Genomic DNA, 22,457 nt, shown 5'->3' with positions numbered 1-22,457 from the left:
TTACAATCTTACATTAAAATATCTTTTTAAAATTAGTCAACCTAACTTAGCTATTCTTGTACTAGTATTAATTTACATAATCTAACTAGTTCTTATAAATAGGCTTCCTCTATAAAAATAATTTATTTGGTCTAACAAATTATTTTGTCTTCTATAAAAAGTTCTTTCAGATATATACAAATACAAACATAAAGCGATGCATGATTTTTCCTTGCTTAAAAATCGATAATTAAAAATTATTTTTTCATCTATAGAAGTAGCATTCATATATTCAACAATATTTAAAATTATCTGTTCTTTTTCTATATTGATTTTTATTTCTTCATTTATTATGAATAAGTAATTTTGACTTTCTATACATCTAATATATTTTTTACAATCTTTTCTCAATTCTTTTTTTAAATCAGTTCTTATATTTTTCATAAGATTACCCCTGATACAAAAATATTATTTTAGATATTAATAAAACTGCCAATATTGGCAGTTTTATTAATATTGAAAAGATATACTAATTCAGGGGTGATTTTTATGTATTATAGTTTTAGCGAAATATTAAAAATAGTAATTCAATTAAAAAATAATATTTTTATTCATATATTATTTTTAATTGTTATATTTGATGTTTTGACAGGCATAGCCAAATCAATATTAAATAAAAAAATAAAAAGTAGTGTGGGTATTAAAGGACTAATAACACACATTATAGTTATTATTTTAATAATAACTATTTGGATATATTTGACTATTTTAGATTATGAATCAATAGCTTTATATTTAAATATATTTTTTATTTTATTCTACTGTATTTCTTTAATTGAAAATTTATCTGAGTTAGGGATTCCTATACCTAGAACAATATTCGAATATGTAAAAATATGGTTTGAAAAATTAAAGTAAAAGAGAAAGTTTTAAAACTTTCTCTTTTACTATTTTTTTACTTTGTATTAAAAGTATATACTTGATTTTCATTTATAGATACAATTTTCACTTCATTATCATCAAAAATATATACTCCTGTAGGCATAAAATCTCCCTCTTGTAAATTTGCATCTAATACATAGTTTACATATATACCTTTATACTTTTCATAACTATCATCAGTGCATAACTGGCTCCTAGAAACAAATTGAAATTTATTTCCCGCATCTCTTGTACGAAGAACCGTAGGATTATCTTTTCCCAACAATATTAATTCTTGAGCATGAGCATCAAAAGTATTATTAAATGAATTTAATTGATCTGCATTATACCCCTCTTTAAAAGGTTGAGGGCCTGGATACATATATCTAATATATGAACTATCTGAGTCTTGATCTGTACTATCATCTACATAGCGTGTTCTTGCTAATGCTGATATTTCTATATATCCATCAAAATTTTCTTGAAAAAACCCAGTACCACCTGCATAAGCACCCGATCTATAGTGCTCTAGTTTATCTACAGTTTTGATTATTCGTTCTCTACATAAAGCCTTTACACTTACATAAACATTTTTTACATCCCTATCTCTTACTCTTAATTCTTGAGCACTTCCTGAAAAATCAAAGTATCCCCCAAAAAAATCTTTAGTATCAGGATAAGAATAAGCTTTTACATCACCCATGCTTGCTGCTAATGTTATATTTCCTAAGGCAAAAATAAATAATATAGCTAAACTTAATCCTTTTATAGTTTTTTCATTTTTATATTCCTTTCATAAATTATTGTTGAGCATAAATGTATCCTATTATACTACAAGGCCCAACAAACTCTACATATACATAATCATCTTTTGACAGTGCATAAAATGAAAGAGTGGTGTCGTAATATCCACTAGATATATCAGCTTCATCTAGTTTAACTCGTTTGCCATTATGATTTGCCCATATTATTAATTTTGTAGAATGTAATGGTGATACAGTTTTAGCTACCATGGTATACATAGTTGAACCATAGAGCGCATAGTTGGTATACAGAGTAGATTGACTATATCCTATACTAAAATCATATCTAGAGCCAGGAGACATGTATTTTAAATTTCCAGGAACGTTAGTCCCATACGTAATAATTGAACCTATTTTAGGTTCAAATTTTGGTACTTCTTGACAATCAACTTTTTGAGCATACAATGTTGTAGATAGGCAAAGTATAGTTAGTAATGTAAGAATTCTAGATTTTTTTAGCATAATAATCCCTCCTAAAATTTATAAAATTCTATCTACAAAACGTTTTCTTAATCCTCCTTCCTATACTTCTGTAGATAGTTTTAAACAGTTATCTACTTAATTAAACAGTTATCTACTTAATTAAACTATTTCATACTAAAATAAAAATGTCAATAGTCTTTTATTAAATGTATCATATTATTGGCAGTTTTTTTAATTAAACTTAATTTATCATCATAGTATGTTGTACAACTAATATATTTAGGGAGATGATGTTATGGATCAAATGGTACTAGAAACACAAAAATGGCTGAATGAAACTTATGGAAAAGATTCTAGATTTAAAAAGGTTGATGAGAATGGTAAAACAGGATGGCCAACAATTAATGCATTGACACGAGCATTACAAATCGAGTTAGGCATATCAAACACAGCAGATAATTTTGGGCCAGGTACACAGTCTTTATTTTCAAAAAAATGGCCTTCAGGGATATCTGAACAAAATAAAGATGATAAAACAACTTCAAATGTATATTCAATTATTCAAGGAGCACTTTGGTGTAAAGGATACTCTGTTGGAAGTGGTATTAGTCAAAATTTCTATTCTGGTACAGGCACTGCAATAAAAAAATTAAAAGCTGATATGGGAATAGGAGGAGATTCTACAGTTACTCTTGACATTATGAAAGCGTTACTATCCATGCAACAATTCGTTTTGTTATCAAGATATTGTGGAAGGTTTGTTATTAGAGATATGCAACAAAAAATAAATAGAAAATATAGAGAGTATACGGGAATAATACCAACGGATGGGCTTTATGGCAGAGAAATGAATAAAGCTATGATTAAGATATTGCAATCTATACAGGGCTATTCGCCAACTCAAGCAACAGGGAATTTTGGAAATGGAACTAAATCAAAATTAGTAACGATTACACAAAATAATTATGGATCATATCCTGACTACCTATGGATTGCAAAGGTAATGCTTATATGTAATGGATATCATGTAGAAGAAAGCGGTTATTGGGATATTTCTTTTGAAACTAGTATAAGATTATTTCAAGAAGAATATGCTCTTAGTAAAACAGGGAAAGTGGATACTGATACATGGATGAGTCTTTTTATATCAAAAGGTAACATTAGTAGAAAGGCTATAGCATGCGATACAAGATTTGAAATAACGTCAGATTTATTAAATAAATTAAAGTCAGACGGTTATGAGATTGTAGGTAGATATTTAACTGGTGGTTCATTTAAAGAAATTCGTGAAGGAGAATTACAAAGAATAATTGATGGTGGTATGAAATATTTTCCTATTTTCCAAGAAAATGGAAGAGAAATAAGTGAATTTACCTATATAAAAGGTTTAGAACATGGGGAAAAAGCAAGTGAGGCAGCATTATCAAAAGGCATTCCATCTACAGTAATTTATTTTGCAGTAGATATGGATGTATATGATTATCAGATTGATAGCAATATAATTCCTTATTTTAAAGGCATTAATGAAACTATTGATTCAAGATATTCTGTAGGAATTTATGCGTCTAGAAATGTTTGTACAAGAGTAGCTAATGTTGGATATTCTATCTCAAGCTTTGTATCTGACATGTCTACTGGTTTTAGTGGGAACTTAGGATTTCCAATACCAAATAATTGGAATTATGACCAATTTCATGAAATAAAGAAATATGGTGGAAAATGGGATTTAGATAAAGTTGCTTATAGTGGTAAAATTTCTGCGTGTAATACAGTAGATGTTCCAAAGGAATATATTTTGAGTAGTTATCTTCCTAAAGAAGTTAATGTTAAGGATTTAAAACCTACTATTTTTAATGCGATTGATTTAGTAAAAAAGATAGAGTTGGTTTATTCAAAATATCAATTAAAATCATTCCAGAATGGTAATTTCAATATTCCATTCATATATCAAGGGGTGCTGAATTTTTTGAGTAAAAAATATCTTAAAGGTTATGGTAAGTTTTCGATTGCTGTAACACCATTTGATGATTCTTTTGATGAGTATTTTAAAGCTGAAGATATCAAGATATATAACGAAGTTAAAAGTTTTATAGAAAATGAAATAAGCGATACTAAGGTAGGACTTAATGACCTACAACATTGGGCAGTAACAACACTAGCATATTGCATTTTGAATAATAGTCCAGATACGTGGGTAGGTTGGGCTGGAGACTTAGCAACAGGAATGAGAACATTAAATGTATATATGTCCAAATATCCAAACCTTGATGTGAAAAAATCAGCTGTATCATTAATTGGAGCATATACAGAAACTGCATCGGATTATTTTATTTCAAATAAAGTTGATATTAAAAAATTAGGCAATGAATGTCATTTTATTGATTTGTGTGATGATGCAGATGCAATAGGAATATCTAGACTCGTAAATAAAGACAATGGAATTAATAATTTAAGTACAGCTATGAGTATTTATTATACTAATATAACTAAAAATAGTAGATATTCGCAATATAAGTATGATGGACTAGATTTCTCTAACATTAATTCACTAGAAAAATCTATAAAAAATGTTATGGATAGTATTTTAACAAAATTTCCTAAGTTTGGTTTGAATTCATTAAAAGGAAATTCAACTGAAGAAGAACAAAATGCATGCTGTTATGCATTTGCTTATTATTTACTACGTAATACACATTAGTAAAGAGAGGAGCTATGCTCCTCTCTTATATAAGATAGACTTTATATAGTAAATTATTATAAAAGGAAGAATAAATATTATTAAAATATAAGCCAAAACAAAAAAATAATCATCAATAGAAAAATTATATATCATATAACTTATAGGAACTATCATTATAGATAAAATCGAAGTTAATACAAATAAATTTTTCTTTATTTTTAAGGTTAATTTATTAATAAAAATAAAATGTAAAGGATATAAATATATTCCGAAATTAAGTATCAGTGCAATGAAGAAAGTTCTGTCGTCTATATATTGAAAAGCATGTGGGTTATGAATTTTTGAAAGATCAGGTTCAGGAATGAATATAGTAATCCAATCAAGAAACAGTGGTATAAATATCATAAAAAAAATATATAAATAAAAATAAATTTTCTGTTTTTTAGACATTACTGACATCTCCTTTATAATTTGTACATTTTATCATAAACTATATTTTGTTAAAAGAAGATAGATTTAAACAGTTATATACTTAATTAAACTATTTCATAAAATAATCTCCCAAAATTTAAATCACATTGAGTATATCATAGTTTTTTATTTTATTGCATTAATATGAGCGTAGTACAAAATTAAAGCGTCTATATTAATATCAAATACAAATAGTATAAAGATATATGTCCCAAATAAATTAAAAAAATACTATTTAATGTAAGGGGTTAGAAAAATGAATTTAAAAAAATTAATATTAAGAAATAATGAATGTTATAAAGTAGGTAAAATTTTTGAGCCAAAAGGAATAATGCTTCATTCAACAGGTGCAAATAATCCTTGGTTAAAAAGATATATTGGTCCTAATGATGGAATTCTTGGAACTAATAAATATAATAATCATTGGAATCAGTTTCGTCCTGACGGAAGGCAAGTTTGTGTACATGCATTTATAGGTAAATTAGAAAATGGTAGTATAGCAACATATCAGACTCTTCCATGGAAAATTAAAGGATGGCATTGTGGTGGAAAAGCTAATAATTCTCACATAGGAATTGAAATTTGTGAAGATGATTTAAATAATGAAAATTATTTTAAATCTGTATATATAGAATCTTTAGAATTATGTGTGTATTTATGTAAGATATATAATTTAACAGAAAAAGATATACTTTGTCATAGCGAAGGTTTTAAATTAGGGATAGCATCAAACCATTCAGATGTTATGCATTGGTTTTCTAGACACAATAAAGATATGGATAAATTTAGGTTTGAATTAAAACATTTACTCAATTATTGTTAATAATAAAAATGTTTGTCATAATTAAATTAAATAAAAAATGGTCTACTCATAACAAATAAGCCATTTTTTATTTACGTCTATTTTGTAACAGACCGTTTTTATACATATTATTTATATTTTCTTAATATTATAACTCTTAAATTCCATAGTGTCTTTATTAAAGATCTATTATCTTCGCTTAATAGTCTAACATCATCACCATCTTTAATACAAATGCATTCCATTAACCTTCTAATTTTCAAATTTTCAATATCTTCTTTAATATATTCTGTAATATCTTCTTTAATATATTCTGTAATATCTTCTCCTGTTTCAAAATTTCTTTCAAATTTTTCTTTTAAAATTTTATCATATATCTTTTTTGGAATTTGTTTACTAAGCCTATATTCATGCATTAACACAATTTCTTTATTAGAATTATCAATATTTTTGTATGTATCTGATTCCGTTATTATCTTTTTTATTTCTTCAATATCACTAGAAACCACTTTCACTTCACTATTTTCAATATATTTAAGTTCTGAATGATTAATCAACATTTCAGAAAATTTCTTTATAAATTCTGGTGCAATTTCAGATAATTCATCATTAATAACGTTATGCAAAGCTCTCCAAAAATGATTGTCCGTAAATTCAATATATTTTTTTGTACTTTCATTATCTTCAAACTTAGTCCAATTTTGCAATACATTCTTTCTAGGGAAAAAAGCATTATTCTTTTGCATCCAATCAATAATTTTTTCAGCCATAAATTCCGTAACACTTATATGTTTATTAAACACAACTTGTGAAAATGAAAAAAATTTATTTATTAAATACTGATCTGCCGCCGCAATTCCTTTAGGATTGATGCATAAAACTTTATTATTTTTATACTCTCCTATCTCCATACACCCTATGAGTTGCTCCATTTCAAATTGTCCAAAACTCGTTCCTGAAAACATAGCATCTCTCATCAAATAATCAATTCCATCTGCATCTAACTCAGAATGTAATATTTGTACTAGAATTGGATTTGTAATATCTTTTCTTTCAGTATTCCCCGTAATCATATCTGATATTATAGTTGGAGCATTTTCCCCGCATTCTTTCTCTATATACTCACGAATTTCTTTATTATTTAAAACCACAAAAGAACCTATATTCTCATGGTGGCAACCTTCTGATTTAGTCATAAATTCATATTTTAAATTTGAATTATTAATATATTTTTCCAAATCTTCTTTTATTTTTTTATTATGTTTTTCATAAAAATCTATATTCTCAATATTATTTTTTTCAACATTCATAAGATTTTTTTATACGGGAACTCCCCTACATGAGATAGTGGATAATGACCAATATCATGTAATAGTCCGGCTAATCTTACTATCTTTCTGTCCTCTATTGAAAGATTTAATTGTACTGCTATTTTATCACAAATATACATAACTCCTAAAGAATGTATATATCTTGTATGTTCAGAGCCTGGAAAGACCCAATTTACTATACTTAATTGTTTTATATTTTGTAGTCTTTTAAATAAATTACTATTTATTATTTTTTCTTCTGTTCCAGTATAATATATAAAGCCATGAACATTATCCAAAACTTTCCCAACAAAATTTAATTTGTTACTTTCCATTACAATTCTCACTAAATAATTTATTTATTTCTGATATTGCTGTTAAATTTGCATTATCATTATTAAGGTGTTTTTTTCTTTTTTTTAATTCCTCATTTATTTTATCATCTGATACTTTCGATTTCATAACATTAGTTTTTATATAATATATCGAGCCTAAACACTCTAACCAATGAGCTTTATCATATTCTGTATTAATATCCACCATTCCTTTAATATAATTCATTGTATCAATAGCATCATCTGAATATTTTATACTACAATCTTGAATACTTTCGTTATATGATATTATATCATTCTGCAATTCTTGTGAATAAGGACCATATTTATACCAATAAAAATTATAATTACCTACTTCTATTCCCATAACTTTCATAAGATATACAATTTTTTGCATTTTCATTCTTTCAAGGAATATACTAGAATCAAAACTTTCCCCAATTATTTGTTGATATATAGAATCTAAAACCTTATTTGACATTTTATACGCCCCCCATTAATTATTTAAAGTATATCATAAAAATTATTTTTCGGGCTATTATAAATTTTCAATGTTTGAGTGATTTAATAAATAAATTAAATCTCTCTTTCTTTGTGTTTGAATAACTTACATTAATGTAATATAATTAACACAAATGTAAATTATGTAGGTGATTAAATGGCATACGAAACTAACGATAATAGGACAAGAAACAAAAAGATAAGTATCTTTTTAAATGACAAAGAATTAATTAAATTACAACATCTTAAAGAAAAAACTGCTAGTAAAACTTATAGTCAGGTAATAAGAGATTTATTAATTAAAGGAAAAATTGAAAATTTTGAAGTTAAAAAAGAAAATTTAGATAATATCAGAAATTTAACTCAAGAAATAAATGCTATTGGAAAAAATATTAATCAGATTTCAAGAATGGTTAATTCCGGACAACCTGTTTTTCAATCTGATATAGATTATATGAAAAAAGAAATTGAAAATATAAAGTTAAAAGTCATGGATTTGTTATAGTATTTAAAATGTTCTTGATGAAAGGAAATAAATATGAACGAATATAATTTAAAAGTTTTAAAGAATTATGTAAATAAAAATAAATATTATCTTTCTGAAAACACAATTTATAGCTTAGAAAAAGACTTTGAATTAAGATTTCATCATGAATCAACTAAGATAGAAGGAAATACTTTAACTTTAAATGAAGTAAAAACAGTACTTGTAGATGGAGTATCTATAGGAGGCAAGTTATTAAGAGAAATATATGAAGTAACTAATAATAATAAGGCTTATGAATATGTTAAAAATCAAGTTTTTGAAAATAAAGAATTATCAGAAGATACTATAAAGGATATTCATGAAATAGTTGTTGAAAATATTTTTCATGGAGGAATTTATAGAACAGAAAATGTAAGAATACTAGGAGCATCTTTTATTCCGCCTACATGGGAAAAGATAAGAAATGAAATGAAATTTTTTATGGAAGATATGAAGAGATACCCTGAAGGCATAGAAAAAGCTACCTGGATTCATGCTGAATTTGTTAGAATACATCCTTTTGCTGATGGAAACGGAAGAACAGCAAGATTATTATTAAATTATGAATTAATGAAATTAGGATACTTATCTATTAATATAAAATCAGAAAATAGAGTAGAATATTATGAAGCTTTAGATAATTATGGTAAAAATAAGGATATAAAATTATTTTTAGATTTAATTTATAAACTTGAAGAAGAGAGACTTTTAGATTATAAAAAAGAAATAAATATGATTAAGTATAAAGAAAATAATTTAGAAAGATAAGGTTCAAGTTGAACCCTATTATTTTAAAAGGATAGAAAGGAATATTTTATGCAGGTTATAGATGAAGAATATTTAAGTAAGAAAAATGCTATAGATTTTTGGGAAAATAAAATATATGAAAAAATAGAAATTGGAACAACTAAAGGGCTACAACAAATACATAAATATTTATTTGAAGATGTTTTTGATTTTGCAGGAGAAATAAGGAAATTAAATATAGCAAAGGGTAACTTTAGATTTGCACCAGTATTATTTTTAGAAGATAATTTAAAAATAATTGATAAAATGCCGGAGAATAACTTCAAAGAAATATTGAATAAATATGTAGAAATGAATGTGGCTCATCCGTTTTTGGAAGGGAATGGAAGATCTACTAGAATCTGGTTAGATCTAATACTTAAAAAGAATTTATCGCAGTGTATAGATTGGAGTTTAATAGACAAATACAACTATTTGCAAGCGATGGAAAGGTCTCCCATAAATAGTCTTGAATTGGAATTTCTATTAAAAACAGCACTAACTGATAAAATAAATGATAGGCAAGTATATATGAGGGGAATACAAGCTTCCTATGAGTATGAAGGGCTTAATAGGTATAATATTATGTCCATTTCAAGAGATATTAAAAACAATTTAGAAAGATAGGGTTCAACTTGAACCTTGAGGTGATTAATGAGTAGAGATGAAAGAACTTTGCCTGAATATTTACAGAAAGATATTAACGCATATAAAGAAGGAATTCGAACAAAATCAACTGTCATAGACTGCTTGTGGGGAGAACTTTATGGTTCTATAAATTCAGCTCAATATGATTTTTTAATTTCAAAAGAGGAAGCTGATTATTTAAGAAAAAAATATTTATTTTAATCAAGGAGAACTAATGAAATGAATATAGATTTTACAAATTGTACGGTTAATCCTTTAAAAATATATGGTGGAGCAAATGGAAGTAAAATAGGAGTTATATATAATAATAAAAATTATATGTTAAAATTTCCCCCTATAGCTAAAAACAATCATCTTATGAGTTATGCGAATAGTAGTTTTAGTGAATATATCGCTTGTAATATTATTAAAACTTTAGATGTTCCTGTTCAAGAAACTTTATTGGGTTTATATAATGATAAAATAGTTGTAGCCTGTAAAGATTTAGCTATTAATAATTATGTGATTAAGGATTTTGCTTTTTTAAAAAATACTATAGTGGATAGTCTGGAAAATGGCTATGGAACAGATTTAAATGAAATATTAAATACAATTGAGACACAAAATTTAATAGATAATAAAGTGTTAAAAGAATATTTTTGGGATATGTTTGTAATAGATGCTTTTTTAGGAAATTTTGATAGACATAATGGAAATTGGGGATTTTTGATAAATGATATGAAACAAGATGTAAAAATAGCTCCAATATATGATTGTGGTTCTTGTTTATATCCTCAGTTGCTAGATGAACAAATGAAAAATATATTATTATCTCAAGCTGAAATAGATAAAAGAATATACACTTTCCCAAATTCAGCATTAAAAGAAAATGGTGTTAAAATAAATTATTATAATTTTCTTACAACTACTAACAATACTGATTGTATAAAATCTCTAAAAAAGATTAAATCTAGAATAGATTTAATACAAATAAATAAAATTATAGAAAATACACCTTATATTTCAAAAACGTATAAGGAGTTTATCTGTAGAATGCTTTCTGAAAGAAAGCATAAAATATTAGATAAAGCCTATAATTTACAAAAAAATAGAGAAAATAGCTTAGAAAGATAGGGTTCAACTTGAACCTTACAAATTTAAATCCTATGTACTATTCTAATGAATTTATACTAACAACTCATTAAATTTTTACATTAAGTCAATTCCTATGAGTAATACTTTTAACTATTTCTTTTAGTTAAATTATCCGTGTGTTATTATACCATTTTGTTAAGACATAGTCAGTGATTAGTATTACATAGGATTTAGTTATTTATTGGTACTCTTAAATTATATAATAAGTTATAAAATAGCAATATCAAATTTATGATGTGTCAATTTATTGTGCAGAAAGGTAAACAAAATTATGGATTTAACTCTAAAAGATATACGGAAATTAGTAATATTATCTTTATTTTCTGATGATACTTTAATGGAAATTCTTTCTCTTAAGGGAGGTAATGCTATAGAACTAGCTCATAATTTACATTCTAGAGCCTCTATAGATATTGATTTTTCTATGGAAAAAGATTTTATAGATTATAACTTAACTCCTGAAGAGGTTTTAAAAAAATTAAAGTTACAATTGGATTTTCAATTTAACAAATACGGTTTATGTGTTTTTGATGAAAAAATTATAGAAAAGCCTAAGATAAATATATCGAGACGTTATAACTGGGGCGGCTACAACATTTCTTTTAAATTTATTGAACAAGAATTGTTTGAAACTTTAAAAAATGATATAGATTCACTTAGAAGACAAGCTTCTATTGTTACTGAAAATTCTAATAAAAGAACTTTTGAAATTGATATTAGCAAATATGAATATATCGACTCTAGTCAATTAATTGAATTAGATGATTATACTATTAGGGTTTATACTCCTTTAATGATAGTGTTTGAAAAACTACGTGCTATATGTCAACAAACTGAAGAGTATAAGAAAAAATGTTATGTACTACTAGCTCACGTGCTAGAGATTTTTATGATATTTATATGGTGTCTGAAGAACTAATCCCTCAATCTGAATTAATTAATTTAAAAAGTATTGAAATTTTAAAAGCTATGTTTGAAGTTAAGGATGTTCCGTTATCTCTACTTTTACAAATAGACGAATTGTCAAATCAAATGCAACACCTATGGTAAGAGACCAAAAAGTTCTTCTTTAGGTGTTTTATATTTTATACATTTTCTAGGTCTATTATTCATTAAACTTAAGTTATAATTTAATTCATCAATATTCACTTCTGATAAATCCATACCCTTAGGATAAAACTCCCTCAAAAGTCCGTTACTATTTTCATTTGTACCTTTTTGCCATGCACAATAGGGATCACAAAAATAAGTTTTGCATCCTAATTCTTTTTCTATTTTCTCAAATTCTGAAAATTCTTTACCTCTATCAAAGGTTATTGTTTTTACTAATTCTTTTGGATAATCTTTTAATGCATTTATTATTGCTGGTGTTACGCTTTCCGACTTTCTATTTTCAACTAGGATTGCTATATAATATCTAGATTTTCTTTCTGCTAAAGTTACGAAACAACATCTACTTTTCCTTTTATGATCTAATCTGCCTGATTCCACTGTATCTGCTTCCCAGTGGCCTAATTCTTGCCTTCTGTATATCTCTTTAGGTCTTTTCTTAATTGTTCTACCTTTATCATTGAATTTTCCTCTTTTTTCTGCTGGCCTTTTAAATTTAGCTTTTCTTCTCAAATTTTTCATACTAGTTTTTGGCAGCTTTTTGGCGTGTATCATTCTATATATCGTTGATGTAGATGGTAATTCATGAATCTCATTTGTGTTTCTATTTGATATTTGTTCAGGGGACCAATGTTCGTTAATCTTTACAGTTAAATAATCAATAACATCTTTAGAAAATTTACTTTTTCTATGGCAGTCTTTTCTTCTATCAATATATTTATCATTTGCCTTTATCGGAAAGTACTTAGTGTAACTTCCCCTACTAACTTTTATCTTAGATGAATTTCTTTTAATTTCTCTAGATATTGTACTAGGTGACCTTTTAAGTGCTTGTGCAATTTTCCTTATACTCATTCCTAAATTTAAAAATTGGTAAATACAAGATCTTTCTTCTATGGTAAGATGGTTATAGCTCATAGTTAATCACTCCTTTTAATATGTTTTGTTTGGTCACTTACATATTAACACAGCTGATTAGCTATGAGTTTATTTATGTTGCACTTGTTATGATAAATTATCAATAAAAAATGAAGATGTTTATAATCTTCATTCGCTTACTTACAATACTCTAAAAGCTAGTGTCCCTGGAAATGTGAATTTAGAAGAGTTTTCTTTTTACTATAATTATGTTCTTAACTTAATTGAAAAATTAGTACCTTATATTAATCCTGAAGGATAAAATATTTTCCATCTACTTGAAAATTCTTTTTTATTAATTTCATTAGTAAGATAAAAGTTATATTCTATTGGAAATTCTTCCATAAACTTTAAAGCTAATTCACTATATCCTGTATGTTCTAAGTAAAACCCTACTACTTGATGATAAGGATAAGTGTAATTAGCTTTTTTTAAATAGGCTTTTAGCTTATTCGAAGATACTTGTCCTTTAGCTCTTTTATATATTTCTAATACTTCAGCAACTCCTCCAGCATATTCCGGTCTAACTGATATATCTATCAATGTTTTTTCTATATCTGTGAAGTTTATAAATTTGTTATTTTTTTTATCTAACTTCTTTAATATCCCTTCATCTCTAAATGTATTTTCCAATAATACTATTTTGTAAATATCATATACAAGGAAATTATTTGTAAGTCTAGCAGGTTTACTAAAAGCCATATCTATATTTTCCTGCAATAATTTTTTAGTTGGTTTATTGTTTGTGGAATTTTTATAACTAAAATATATATTTTTTACAATGTTATTTGTAAGTCCATGAATAAACGCAGCCGTATAATGAGAAAAGTATCCTTTTGAAGTAATTGTACTAACAATATTTAATAAATCATCATATTTAATATCTTGGCTACATTTGCTGATATATCTTATTACCGTTTTCCTCGGAAAGTTTAATTGAATTCCTTCTAATATTTGGTTATCCTCTAAAAATTCAATTAATTCTTCTATTTTTAAAGTTTTAGGTAAATTTAAACTTCTGGCATCCTCATCTAAAAAATGATTTAATTCCTCAATACTATATACTAATTTATTTTCTAATTTTTCTTTTATTTTCTTTTTTGATTTATTTAATATTTGTTTTTTACTTAATCTTGGCATATTGTTAAACCTCTTAAATAAATTTAAGTGTAGAAACTATAATGTGTATACACATTATAGTGTATTTGATTAAAGTTGTCAAATTACAACTAAATATCTGTAAATAACTAGAGTTTAATTACAGATATTATAAATAACTAATGTTTATAATGTGTATACACATTATAAACCAAATGAATTTTTTTGTCAAATTAAAAACTAAAGTAAAAAAATGACCACAGGATCAGACCCTTTAATCGCTTTTTATACTAATATCCGTTAAACAACAGATACAATTGTGTGATTTAATGTAGTATAATAATATTATGAAAGATATACAAAAACAAATAAAGCAGTAGAAGAAGGACTTAGTTTTCTAAAAGAAACAAATCAATTAAAAGAGCAAGGCTTTAAAACAATAACATCAGACAATGGACTTGAATTTTCAAGCCTTACAAAGATATGTGAATATGTAAAAATTTACTACTGTCATCCATACAGTTCCTATGAAAGAGGAACAAGTGAGAATCAACACAAATTGATAAGAAGATTTATAAAGAAGGGTGAAGAAATAGGTAATTACACAGATAGGCAAATAGAAAGAATAATGAATTGGATGAATGATTATCCAAGGAAAATTTTAGGATATATGACTGCTGAAGAAGCGTTTATTAAAGAATTAAAGTTAATAGAAAAAACTTCCCTAGATATTTAGGGAAGTTATATCACTTGGTTTACTTTAGTGTTCAAAAGTGGCTAACTTATTGTTGCAATTTAGAGAAAATTTATTTATTTTATCTTTCATTTTTTTTACATATAATTAATAATAACGCAACTACTACTAATCCTATAATATCTATATGATATCTTCCAATAAAACTACTCGTAACGTATTTTGCATATATTTCATCTATGCTAATTCCAAAATAATGAATAAATAATATTTTAAAAATTATTATAAATAAAGTCGTAAATAAAATATATTTCAATTTTTCCATTTATAGCGTAAACCAATAATTTTTATATCTATCATACTTTGGTCCATGATACACAATATTTTTATTTACGAGTTTAGGACGAGTTGTTATTATTGGAGTTTCATAATAGTATTCAGTTATTACGGATATATAGTATTCATCAAAACTACCGCCTGATACAAGTCCAACTACCGCTCCACCTACTATAGAAAACACTTGACCCAAACGGCCACCAATTTTAGCTCCTACTACTCCTCCTACTATACCACCTATTACACTCGGAGCTAAACCAATAACGTTATATTCTCTTCTTTTTTCATCATATTTTACCAATGAGCTAGCCGACATTCTTTCGTTGCCAGTTATACTTCTTGCTTTTTCCTCAACTACGATTCTACTTTTTACATTTTCTCCGTTAACCAATACTTCTTGATTAGACAAAAAATCTATTTTGTAATATCCACACGAATCTTTTACTATAGTATAATTTTCGCCAATATAATATGTAACTTTATCCCCGAGAATAAAGTAAGTTTCAACAGAATTGGCATTTTTTATATATTTTTCAATATCTTCATTGAGCTCAATCGCTTTATATTTTTCAATGTTTTCATTAACTTCAAAGGGATAATTACTGTTGCTATTGTTTTTAATAAAATTATAACTATTTTCATTAGCAAATACAGTACATGGAACGACCAATTGACTTAATGCTAAAATCAAACTTATTTTAGCCCTATTTTTCATTATATCCTCCACAATTCAATTAATTTCTTTACTAAATGTTATTCTATATATTAAAACGATAAATAACGTTTAGTAAACTTACCCATAAAATAAAAATTTTCAACTATAAACTTGATTATATAAACCTACGGTATCGTTTGCAGACTCTTTATAGCCTAAAAACAGTTTACACAAACTATTTCTGGCAACCTAATATTTATTATACTAAAACTTAGTAATAAGTCAACTAAAATTTAGTACTTGAAATATCTTTTTTTAGAGAATTTTTAGCATCTCGCACTATAAATTTAAATAAATCCTTTCTTTTTTCAGATTTTTCTATCTTTTTGTCAAGATAGTTTTCATAATACAAATCTCTTTTATAACTTGTCCATAAAGAACGTTTTTTAGCCAATCTTGAAATAAAATAAACTATAATTATATTTACTATTCCTAAATAAATTTGCCCAGTTTCAATAGCCGCTCTTGTAGCCACTAAGAATATTCCAATAAAAGCCCATTTAAAAATTCCTGCAACCAAAGATATTAGGATATTATCAACATTGTTTATACGCACAATAATATAATAAATAATATATAATCCCAAATAAGCTATTAGTAACTGTGTATCCATACTTAAATTCTTATAAAATAAATCCAAATTATTTAAAATATTATTCATACCGTACCTCTTTTGTTTTTATTAATTTCAAGCCCTTTCATATTGACCATGATCTTTATGTTTAATTTGTTCTTCTCTAATTTTGTCAATCTTAGGTTGAACATTTTTAATAATATCATCAAGAGAACTTCTTTGTTTATCTCTTTCATCTATATTAGATTTAGCATACTCTTTAAAATATGCAGAAACGTTATCAGAATATTTTTCATCAAATGATACAGTTACTTTTCCATCAGATATCTTATCTACTTCAAACTGAACACCTTGTTTCTTTGCAAATATATCGAATTCTTTATATTCTTCTTTCGCAAAAGTTGTCTCATAAATCTTATTTCTTTCATCTTTTTTAGTATCATTCTTTTCATATGTTTGTTCTTTTTCGGTATTGAAATTTTTAAATTTGTCACTCTCTTTATTAAGAGTCTCATCCTTAGTTAAGCTTTCTTTCTCTTTCATTAAAGAAATATTTCTTAGTATTTCAGATACCTTATATAAGTCATCCGAATTATAAAATAACATAACGTAATCTTTGTCTACTGTATCTTTTATATTATAAGATTTCACCTTATACTTCTTCGCCATCTCGATAAATAAATCTTTTTCTGAAGCTTTTAAATCAACAGATTTTATTTTATGAGGCATCTTTTTTTCTAAATACTTAAAACTTTTCTTAGCCTTTTTAGATAGCTTATCTCTTTTTTTATACATCAAAGATCTAATATAATAGTTTGCTGACCTACTTGCTACTCTCTTGACAAAATCCATAAACTCATCACTAAGTGTCGCCATTTTTCCACCCCCTTTAAGTTATCTTTGGTGATCAGAATTATCTTTTTCTAGTTCAAATTTTTCTTTGTTTTTATAATAAATAAAGCCGTTAACTTCTTTCAAATCTTTGTAGTCTTTTTCAATTTTTTCATACTCAGTTTTTAAATTTTCATACGAATTAATTAAACTATTAGCTTGTTCTAAATCACCTTTACTCATATAATTTTCAATTAGAATTTCAGCTTTACTTATATCATTTTTATAACTTTCAAGTCTACTTTTATATCTCATTGTAAGCTTAAATAAGTAGTCATAATTACCATTTATTTTAAATCTTTTTAATGTATCTATATACTTGTCAAGTCGTTTGTTATACGCAGCGTAATATTCAACTCCGCCTTTAACATATTTATAATTTTCATAATAAAGTTGCTTAGTAAAATCTTTTTCTTTAAACAAATTTTTTTCTATATTATGATCATTTTTCAATTTTAAAAATTTATTTTTTAAATCATAAAAATCAAAATTGTCTGACTCATTTTTTTCTTTTTTTATATGGTCCTCTTTCGAAATTTTACTATCACTTTTAACATTTTTCTCAACAAAAAATTTTCTTTTTATGTCATCAAATGTTGCTCTTTTTATAAAATTATTTTTAATTTTCTCATCTATATTTTTTAATTTATATTCCTCGCCTAGAGAACTTAATTTAAAAATATTTTTAAAATCTTTATGTCTAACTTTTAAGTATTCTTTATCTAAAGTTATATCATAAAAATTATTTTCTTCAAGCATATTTTTAAAATCTTCTACATCTTCAGCTTGTAAAATTATAGTGTCGATTAAATTTTTTAATAGTTCTTTTTTAGAAGAATTATTTACAAAAGATTCAAATTTAAAATTATTTTTTTCTCTTATTTCTATTTCTGTTTCTAAATTTTTTTCTTTAATTCTTTTTTTAATTTCATCTTCTGTATACTCATCTCCTAAACGAAATCCTCTCACAGATTTTTGAAAATCTTTATGTTTAAATGTATTATATTTTACATTTCCATACTTCAATTTGTAGCCTTTATCACTCATAATTTTTATAAAATCTTCATAAGATTTTGAATCTAAAATAGAATCATCTATATCAATTTTTATTAAATCTTTTAACGAATAATTTTCTTTTTTAGCTATCCATTCTTTATAATTTAAAGACCTATTTTTTTCATTAGGAACTATTATAGATTTATCATGTTCTTTACAAATTTTATCACTACAATCTCTTAATTTTTGTAAATTTTTGTTGTCTGCATTTAATTTTTTTCCGTCTATAAAACTCACAGAATTTATAATAATATGATTGTGAATATGTTCCTTATCTAAATGAGTTGCAAGAACAAATTCAAATTTATCTTCCAAATATTTTTTCATTGTTTCCATTCCAATGTCATGAGCTTCTATTGGAGAAATTTCATTTTTTTTAAAGCTTTGCATAACATGATACCCTAAAATTTTTTCATCATTATCTTTATTGAAAATTTTTTTAGTAGCCTTCATCATTGAATAAGCAATTTCAAAATTGTCATCACATTTGTAATTAGATACAAATATTTTTTCATCCGTTTTTTCAGGATTAGATGCATACTTAATTCGATTTTTCAAATCAGTTTTTATTGTTATTCTTTTACAATAAGCCATTATTTTTTTCTCTTTCTTTGAAAATTTTAAAGGGTATTAGGGATATCCCTAACAAGCGGTATTGTATGTGCAAGTGTTCGTACATTTGTGCGTACAATACCAATGCTTGCTAATTAATTTATTTTATGTTTTTATTATACCCCTAAAAAGAGGTATAATTCAAGTAATTTGTTGTATTTTTTAAAAAAATAAGTCATCAATACTCAAAAATAAAATTTGTTCTCCGTCTGATAATTTTTCCGATAATTCCTCAATCTTATTCAAATAAATATTAGCAGTTTTTATATTTAAATTATCTGTTCTGCTAACAACTCTTATTAAGTTTGGATAACTTATTTCTGAAAAATTTGAAAAATCTTTTAAACTTACATTTAATAAATTTATGAAATATTTTATACGATTTCCACTAATTTCTTTTTTCAAAATATCCCTTCTTTTATTTTTAAAATTCTTTCTTTTTCTTTTTTATTGATATAAATTTGTTTACATTTATCACACAAAACTCCTTCAATAAAAATTATATTTGTATCAATTTCTTTGTTTATTTTATATGGAAATTTAATTTTATTTAAGTTTCCTCCACAAAATTTACACTTCATTTTTTTCTCCTGAAATAATCAATTAGGCTTTTAGAAAAAATAATCTATTACAACTTTTTGTTCCCTTATTTTTTTTCAAACTCTTTCTTTTTTTCATTCAACTTTTTTGAATTCTCTTCATTATTTTTTTCAGAGCTTTATATTTTTATTTTTTATTTATTGCAACTTTTTGTTCCCTTATTTTTTTTCAAACTCTTTCTTTTTTTTATTCAATTTTTTTGAATTCTCTTCATTATTTTTTTCAGAGTTTTCTATTTTTATTTTTTATTTATTGCAACTTTTTGTTCCCTTATTTTTTTTCAAACTCTTTCTTTTTTTCATTCAACTTTTTTGAATTCTCTTCATTATTTTTTTCAGAGTTTTCTATTTTTATTTTTTATTTATTGCAACTTTTTGTTCCCTTATTTTTTTTCAAACTCTTTCTTTTTTTCATTCAACTTTTTTGAATTCTCTTCATTATTTTTTTCAGAGTTTTCTATTTTTATTTTTTATTTATTGCAACTTTTTGTTCCCTTATTTTTTTTCAAACTCTTTCTTTTTTTCATTCAACTTTTTTGAATTCTCTTCATTATTTTTTTCAGAGCTTTCTATTTTTATTTTTTAAATTTTCAAATAAATTAATCAAATTATTTTTTTGTTCATCATTAAATTTTTCAAACAAATCTACTAAACTTTTTTCGACTTCAATTTCATTTTCAATACAATATTTTTTAATCGAAACAGATTCTTTTTTTATTTCTTCTTTTAATTTTTTCATTTCAATCTTTTCATTTTTATTTTTCAGATTTGAATTTAAAATTTTAATTTGATCATTTAATTTTTGAATTATAATTTCTTTTTCTTTTATAATATTTTCATCAACATCATTAAGTTTTTGTTCATCAATTTCATTTTCTAAAGCTTCAATCTTATTTTGCAAATTTAATTTTTCTTCTTTGTTTTTTTCATTTTTATTTTTTAAATCTTGAATTTTATTTAATAATTTTTTTTGTTCTTTTTCATTTTTTTCTGTAAATTTTTTTAGTTCACTTAAAGTCATTTCTTCAATATTTTCATTTAAAATTTCATAAATTTTTAATTGCATTTTTTCATCAAGTTTTGCAAGTTCTTGTCCTTTTCCTGCTTTTAATTTTTCTTCATCAATTAATTTTTTTAATTCTGGAATTAATGAATTTAACTTATCAATTCTTTTAGCAGTCGATTTAGAAAGATTATAATTCTCTGCAATTTTTTCTATCTTATTTCCTTCGTAACCCATTGCTTTTAAAATTTCTTTTTCTTGTTCTATTGCCCTAGCTAAATCCATATCAGATAACTTTCTTTGTTTAATATTCGCATGAATAAGAGCTAACTTTTCTTTATTTTCATTTTCAAAACTTTTAATAATTACAGGAACATTTTTTATTTTTAAATGTTCTAAAACTCTTTTTCTCTTTTCTCCAGAAATAAGTTTATAAAAATCTGTTCCTTCTTCTTTTACAACGACAAGAGGATTTAACACTCCTACTTCTTTAATACTCTCAGCAAGATTATTAAATTCATCCTCTGTAGTATCTCTAAAAACTTTATCATTGTATTCATTTTCTTTTATTAAAGATATATCTATAAATTTAAAATTTACCCCTTCAGAAAAAGAATTTTTTTTATCGCTAATTGCACCAACAGTTTTATTTATAGAATCAACATTAAATTTAGCCATTTATTTCCCCCATATCCAATTTATTCAACATTTCATCGACCAACTTGTTATAATCTACAGATGCATTTGAATTTTTATCATAAAAATTTATAGGAATGTTAGAAAAAGGACTCTCCTCGATCCTCACATTAGTTCTAATAACCGTTTCAAATATATATTCTTTCAAGTTTGAATCCTTTAAAGAGTCTAAAATAGAATTATATACATTAGTATTTCTATACATGGTTGGAATTATCCCTAAAATTTTCAATTTTTCATTGCTTTCTTCTTGAATATAAAATATTTTTTCTTGTAATAAATCAAACCCTTCAAGAGAAAACTTATCAAGCTTAACAGGAATCATTACATAATCAGCTGCAACCATAGCATTAGTATTTAAAATATTATCCGCAGGAGAACAATCAATTAATATAAAATCAAAATTTTCTTTAATTTTATCCAACTCTTTTTTTAATCTAATATCAGATCTCCTCATAGTATCACTATCTATTTGCTTCATTGTTCTAGCTAGATTGTATAAACTTGTAGGAACCATATATAAATTTTCAACAGTAGTTTCTAAAATTATTTCTTCAAAACTATCATATTGCCCTAATAATAGCCTTGAGACTTTGTCAGAGTCGCTCAGAGACGATTTCAACCCTAAAGCACTACTAGCATTGCCTTGCGGATCAAAATCAATTATAAGTGTCTTGTAGCCCCTCTGAGCTAATATTCCCCCTATACTTATTGTTGAAGTGGTCTTCCCAACACCGCCTTTAAAATTTGTAATACTAATTATCATAAATAAATGCTCCTTTCAACTTACATTTATGTTAATTATATTACATTTATGTTAATTATTCTATCTTTAT

Annotated in this window: 26 protein-coding genes and 1 pseudogene; 11 read left to right on the top strand and 16 right to left on the bottom strand. The window is 25.1% G+C overall.

Features of this window, described 5'->3' with window-relative positions; translation table 11 throughout:
* Positions 1-81: 81 nt before the first annotated feature.
* Positions 82-423 (bottom strand): hypothetical protein, encoded by a 342-nt coding sequence (locus B8869_RS00560; protein ID WP_084229821.1) that lies wholly within the window; start codon positions 421-423, stop codon positions 82-84.
* A gap of 105 nt (positions 424-528) precedes the next feature.
* On the opposite strand from B8869_RS00560, the gene B8869_RS00555 reads away from it, so the two are divergent.
* Positions 529-897 carry a phage holin family protein gene (locus B8869_RS00555; RefSeq protein WP_084229819.1) on the top strand — a complete coding sequence of 123 codons (369 nt, stop codon included), beginning with the start codon at positions 529-531 and terminating at the stop codon, positions 895-897.
* Between the two features lie 37 nt (positions 898-934).
* Here the strand turns inward: B8869_RS00555 and B8869_RS00550 are convergent, their stop codons facing one another.
* Together B8869_RS00550 and B8869_RS00545 are read right to left on the bottom strand one after the other, a co-directional pair.
* Positions 935-1,603: a hypothetical protein gene (locus tag B8869_RS00550; protein WP_084229817.1), complete on the bottom strand. Its 669-nt coding sequence runs from the start codon at positions 1,601-1,603 to the stop codon at positions 935-937.
* A 97-nt stretch (positions 1,604-1,700) separates the two neighbouring features.
* Positions 1,701-2,165 (bottom strand): hypothetical protein, encoded by a 465-nt coding sequence (locus tag B8869_RS00545; protein ID WP_084229815.1) that lies wholly within the window; start codon positions 2,163-2,165, stop codon positions 1,701-1,703.
* Positions 2,166-2,421: 256 nt separating this feature from the next.
* On the opposite strand from B8869_RS00545, the gene B8869_RS00540 reads away from it, so the two are divergent.
* Together B8869_RS00540 and B8869_RS00530 are read left to right on the top strand one after the other, a co-directional pair.
* Entirely contained in the window at positions 2,422-4,824 is a 2,403-nt protein-coding gene (locus B8869_RS00540) for a glycoside hydrolase domain-containing protein (RefSeq protein WP_084229813.1), read from the top strand.
* 709 nt (positions 4,825-5,533) lie between these two features.
* The gene (locus B8869_RS00530) at positions 5,534-6,100 is read left to right on the top strand and encodes a peptidoglycan recognition protein family protein (protein WP_084229809.1); all 567 of its coding nucleotides are present in this window, start codon (positions 5,534-5,536) and stop codon (positions 6,098-6,100) included.
* A 107-nt stretch (positions 6,101-6,207) separates the two neighbouring features.
* On the opposite strand, the gene B8869_RS00525 is transcribed toward B8869_RS00530, so the two are convergent.
* Genes B8869_RS00525 through B8869_RS00515 form a run of 3 tightly spaced genes read right to left on the bottom strand, consistent with a single transcriptional unit; the run spans position 6,208 to position 8,205 of the window.
* Positions 6,208-7,389: an HD domain-containing protein gene (locus B8869_RS00525; RefSeq protein ID WP_084229807.1), complete on the bottom strand. Its 1,182-nt coding sequence runs from the start codon at positions 7,387-7,389 to the stop codon at positions 6,208-6,210.
* Positions 7,386-7,724 (bottom strand): HD domain-containing protein, encoded by a 339-nt coding sequence (locus tag B8869_RS00520; RefSeq protein ID WP_084229805.1) that lies wholly within the window; start codon positions 7,722-7,724, stop codon positions 7,386-7,388. The genes B8869_RS00525 and B8869_RS00520 overlap by 4 nt, the downstream gene beginning before the upstream one ends.
* Positions 7,714-8,205 (bottom strand): hypothetical protein, encoded by a 492-nt coding sequence (locus tag B8869_RS00515; RefSeq protein ID WP_084229803.1) that lies wholly within the window; start codon positions 8,203-8,205, stop codon positions 7,714-7,716. Before B8869_RS00515 ends, B8869_RS00520 begins: the two co-directional genes overlap by 11 nt.
* A 177-nt stretch (positions 8,206-8,382) precedes the next feature.
* On the opposite strand from B8869_RS00515, the gene mobC reads away from it, so the two are divergent.
* The 7 genes from mobC to B8869_RS11535 all read left to right on the top strand — a co-directional run bounded on the left by mobC (position 8,383) and on the right by B8869_RS11535 (position 12,369).
* The gene (mobC, locus tag B8869_RS00510; RefSeq protein WP_084229801.1) at positions 8,383-8,730 is read left to right on the top strand and encodes a plasmid mobilization relaxosome protein MobC; all 348 of its coding nucleotides are present in this window, start codon (positions 8,383-8,385) and stop codon (positions 8,728-8,730) included.
* 33 nt (positions 8,731-8,763) lie between these two features.
* Positions 8,764-9,519: a Fic family protein gene (locus B8869_RS00505; RefSeq protein ID WP_084229799.1), complete on the top strand. Its 756-nt coding sequence runs from the start codon at positions 8,764-8,766 to the stop codon at positions 9,517-9,519.
* 48 nt (positions 9,520-9,567) lie between these two features.
* Positions 9,568-10,164 carry a protein adenylyltransferase Fic gene (gene fic, locus B8869_RS00500; protein ID WP_084229797.1) on the top strand — a complete coding sequence of 199 codons (597 nt, stop codon included), beginning with the start codon at positions 9,568-9,570 and terminating at the stop codon, positions 10,162-10,164.
* A gap of 27 nt (positions 10,165-10,191) precedes the next feature.
* Complete coding sequence (locus B8869_RS00495) at positions 10,192-10,386, top strand: hypothetical protein (protein ID WP_084229795.1); 195 nt, start codon at positions 10,192-10,194, stop codon at positions 10,384-10,386.
* Between the two features lie 18 nt (positions 10,387-10,404).
* On the top strand, positions 10,405-11,298 hold the full coding sequence (locus B8869_RS00490; RefSeq protein ID WP_084229793.1) for a HipA domain-containing protein: 894 nt from the start codon (positions 10,405-10,407) through the stop codon (positions 11,296-11,298).
* A gap of 292 nt (positions 11,299-11,590) precedes the next feature.
* Entirely contained in the window at positions 11,591-12,238 is a 648-nt protein-coding gene (locus B8869_RS00485; protein ID WP_084229791.1) for a nucleotidyl transferase AbiEii/AbiGii toxin family protein, read from the top strand.
* Entirely contained in the window at positions 12,220-12,369 is a 150-nt protein-coding gene (locus B8869_RS11535) for a hypothetical protein (RefSeq protein WP_159445215.1), read from the top strand. The genes B8869_RS00485 and B8869_RS11535 overlap by 19 nt, the downstream gene beginning before the upstream one ends.
* Here B8869_RS11535 and B8869_RS00480 read toward each other — a convergent pair.
* Both B8869_RS00480 and B8869_RS00475 read right to left on the bottom strand, forming a co-directional pair.
* Positions 12,361-13,347: an IS30 family transposase gene (locus B8869_RS00480; RefSeq protein WP_084229742.1), complete on the bottom strand. Its 987-nt coding sequence runs from the start codon at positions 13,345-13,347 to the stop codon at positions 12,361-12,363. The two genes, B8869_RS11535 and B8869_RS00480, sit on opposite strands and share 9 nt — an antisense overlap.
* A 240-nt stretch (positions 13,348-13,587) precedes the next feature.
* Positions 13,588-14,487, bottom strand: a complete 900-nt coding sequence (locus B8869_RS00475; RefSeq protein WP_084229789.1) for a type IV toxin-antitoxin system AbiEi family antitoxin domain-containing protein — start codon at positions 14,485-14,487, stop codon at positions 13,588-13,590.
* Between the two features lie 316 nt (positions 14,488-14,803).
* On the opposite strand from B8869_RS00475, the pseudogene B8869_RS00470 reads away from it, so the two are divergent.
* Positions 14,804-15,181: pseudogene (locus tag B8869_RS00470) on the top strand (IS30 family transposase); the annotation flags it as partial.
* 283 nt (positions 15,182-15,464) lie between these two features.
* On the opposite strand, the gene B8869_RS00465 reads toward B8869_RS00470, so the two are convergent.
* From B8869_RS00465 to B8869_RS00430, 8 genes are all read right to left on the bottom strand, one after another.
* Positions 15,465-16,190 (bottom strand): hypothetical protein, encoded by a 726-nt coding sequence (locus B8869_RS00465; RefSeq protein WP_084229787.1) that lies wholly within the window; start codon positions 16,188-16,190, stop codon positions 15,465-15,467.
* Positions 16,191-16,416: 226 nt separating this feature from the next.
* Positions 16,417-16,851, bottom strand: coding sequence for a hypothetical protein (locus B8869_RS00460; RefSeq protein ID WP_084229785.1), 435 nt, complete (start codon positions 16,849-16,851; stop codon positions 16,417-16,419).
* Positions 16,852-16,878: 27 nt separating this feature from the next.
* Positions 16,879-17,640, bottom strand: coding sequence for a DUF3801 domain-containing protein (locus B8869_RS00455; RefSeq protein WP_084229783.1), 762 nt, complete (start codon positions 17,638-17,640; stop codon positions 16,879-16,881).
* An 18-nt stretch (positions 17,641-17,658) separates the two neighbouring features.
* On the bottom strand, positions 17,659-19,305 hold the full coding sequence (locus tag B8869_RS00450; protein WP_084229781.1) for a relaxase/mobilization nuclease domain-containing protein: 1,647 nt from the start codon (positions 19,303-19,305) through the stop codon (positions 17,659-17,661).
* A 180-nt stretch (positions 19,306-19,485) separates the two neighbouring features.
* Positions 19,486-19,728, bottom strand: coding sequence for a hypothetical protein (locus B8869_RS00445; RefSeq protein ID WP_084229780.1), 243 nt, complete (start codon positions 19,726-19,728; stop codon positions 19,486-19,488).
* Positions 19,725-19,904 (bottom strand): hypothetical protein, encoded by a 180-nt coding sequence (locus B8869_RS00440; protein WP_084229779.1) that lies wholly within the window; start codon positions 19,902-19,904, stop codon positions 19,725-19,727. The genes B8869_RS00445 and B8869_RS00440 overlap by 4 nt, the downstream gene beginning before the upstream one ends.
* Before the next feature lie 577 nt (positions 19,905-20,481).
* Positions 20,482-21,603 carry a ParB/RepB/Spo0J family partition protein gene (locus B8869_RS00435; RefSeq protein WP_084229778.1) on the bottom strand — a complete coding sequence of 374 codons (1,122 nt, stop codon included), beginning with the start codon at positions 21,601-21,603 and terminating at the stop codon, positions 20,482-20,484.
* A complete protein-coding gene (locus B8869_RS00430) occupies positions 21,596-22,387 on the bottom strand; it encodes a ParA family protein (RefSeq protein WP_084229777.1) in 792 nt (263 codons plus the stop codon). The genes B8869_RS00435 and B8869_RS00430 overlap by 8 nt, the downstream gene beginning before the upstream one ends.
* Positions 22,388-22,457 lie beyond the last annotated feature (70 nt).

The sequence above is a fragment of the Peptoniphilus asaccharolyticus DSM 20463 genome (genome assembly GCF_900176115.1).
Classification (GTDB): Bacteria; Bacillota; Clostridia; order Tissierellales; family Peptoniphilaceae; genus Peptoniphilus; species Peptoniphilus asaccharolyticus.
Note: the sequence above shows the minus strand (reverse complement) of the source record. Positions and strands in the feature narration are given on the sequence as shown.

What these genes read in the sequence shown, in the direction of transcription:
- B8869_RS00485 (WP_084229791.1), top strand. Translation starts at nt 11,591, where the DNA reads ATGGATTTAACTCTAAAAGATATACGGAAATTAGTAATATTATCTTTA.
- B8869_RS00430 (WP_084229777.1), bottom strand. Translation starts at nt 22,387, where the DNA reads ATGATAATTAGTATTACAAATTTTAAAGGCGGTGTTGGGAAGACCACT.
- B8869_RS11535 (WP_159445215.1), top strand. Translation starts at nt 12,220, where the DNA reads ATGGTGTCTGAAGAACTAATCCCTCAATCTGAATTAATTAATTTAAAA.
- B8869_RS00515 (WP_084229803.1), bottom strand. Translation starts at nt 8,205, where the DNA reads ATGTCAAATAAGGTTTTAGATTCTATATATCAACAAATAATTGGGGAA.
- B8869_RS00480 (WP_084229742.1), bottom strand. Translation starts at nt 13,347, where the DNA reads ATGAGCTATAACCATCTTACCATAGAAGAAAGATCTTGTATTTACCAA.
- B8869_RS00495 (WP_084229795.1), top strand. Translation starts at nt 10,192, where the DNA reads ATGAGTAGAGATGAAAGAACTTTGCCTGAATATTTACAGAAAGATATT.
- B8869_RS00455 (WP_084229783.1), bottom strand. Translation starts at nt 17,640, where the DNA reads ATGGCGACACTTAGTGATGAGTTTATGGATTTTGTCAAGAGAGTAGCA.
- B8869_RS00520 (WP_084229805.1), bottom strand. Translation starts at nt 7,724, where the DNA reads ATGGAAAGTAACAAATTAAATTTTGTTGGGAAAGTTTTGGATAATGTT.
- B8869_RS00475 (WP_084229789.1), bottom strand. Translation starts at nt 14,487, where the DNA reads ATGCCAAGATTAAGTAAAAAACAAATATTAAATAAATCAAAAAAGAAA.
- B8869_RS00460 (WP_084229785.1), bottom strand. Translation starts at nt 16,851, where the DNA reads ATGAATAATATTTTAAATAATTTGGATTTATTTTATAAGAATTTAAGT.
- B8869_RS00530 (WP_084229809.1), top strand. Translation starts at nt 5,534, where the DNA reads ATGAATTTAAAAAAATTAATATTAAGAAATAATGAATGTTATAAAGTA.
- B8869_RS00450 (WP_084229781.1), bottom strand. Translation starts at nt 19,305, where the DNA reads ATGGCTTATTGTAAAAGAATAACAATAAAAACTGATTTGAAAAATCGA.
- B8869_RS00540 (WP_084229813.1), top strand. Translation starts at nt 2,422, where the DNA reads ATGGATCAAATGGTACTAGAAACACAAAAATGGCTGAATGAAACTTAT.
- mobC (WP_084229801.1), top strand. Translation starts at nt 8,383, where the DNA reads ATGGCATACGAAACTAACGATAATAGGACAAGAAACAAAAAGATAAGT.
- B8869_RS00545 (WP_084229815.1), bottom strand. Translation starts at nt 2,165, where the DNA reads ATGCTAAAAAAATCTAGAATTCTTACATTACTAACTATACTTTGCCTA.
- B8869_RS00490 (WP_084229793.1), top strand. Translation starts at nt 10,405, where the DNA reads ATGAATATAGATTTTACAAATTGTACGGTTAATCCTTTAAAAATATAT.
- B8869_RS00505 (WP_084229799.1), top strand. Translation starts at nt 8,764, where the DNA reads ATGAACGAATATAATTTAAAAGTTTTAAAGAATTATGTAAATAAAAAT.
- fic (WP_084229797.1), top strand. Translation starts at nt 9,568, where the DNA reads ATGCAGGTTATAGATGAAGAATATTTAAGTAAGAAAAATGCTATAGAT.
- B8869_RS00435 (WP_084229778.1), bottom strand. Translation starts at nt 21,603, where the DNA reads ATGGCTAAATTTAATGTTGATTCTATAAATAAAACTGTTGGTGCAATT.
- B8869_RS00440 (WP_084229779.1), bottom strand. Translation starts at nt 19,904, where the DNA reads ATGAAGTGTAAATTTTGTGGAGGAAACTTAAATAAAATTAAATTTCCA.
- B8869_RS00550 (WP_084229817.1), bottom strand. Translation starts at nt 1,603, where the DNA reads ATGGGTGATGTAAAAGCTTATTCTTATCCTGATACTAAAGATTTTTTT.
- B8869_RS00555 (WP_084229819.1), top strand. Translation starts at nt 529, where the DNA reads ATGTATTATAGTTTTAGCGAAATATTAAAAATAGTAATTCAATTAAAA.
- B8869_RS00465 (WP_084229787.1), bottom strand. Translation starts at nt 16,190, where the DNA reads ATGAAAAATAGGGCTAAAATAAGTTTGATTTTAGCATTAAGTCAATTG.
- B8869_RS00560 (WP_084229821.1), bottom strand. Translation starts at nt 423, where the DNA reads ATGAAAAATATAAGAACTGATTTAAAAAAAGAATTGAGAAAAGATTGT.
- B8869_RS00525 (WP_084229807.1), bottom strand. Translation starts at nt 7,389, where the DNA reads ATGAATGTTGAAAAAAATAATATTGAGAATATAGATTTTTATGAAAAA.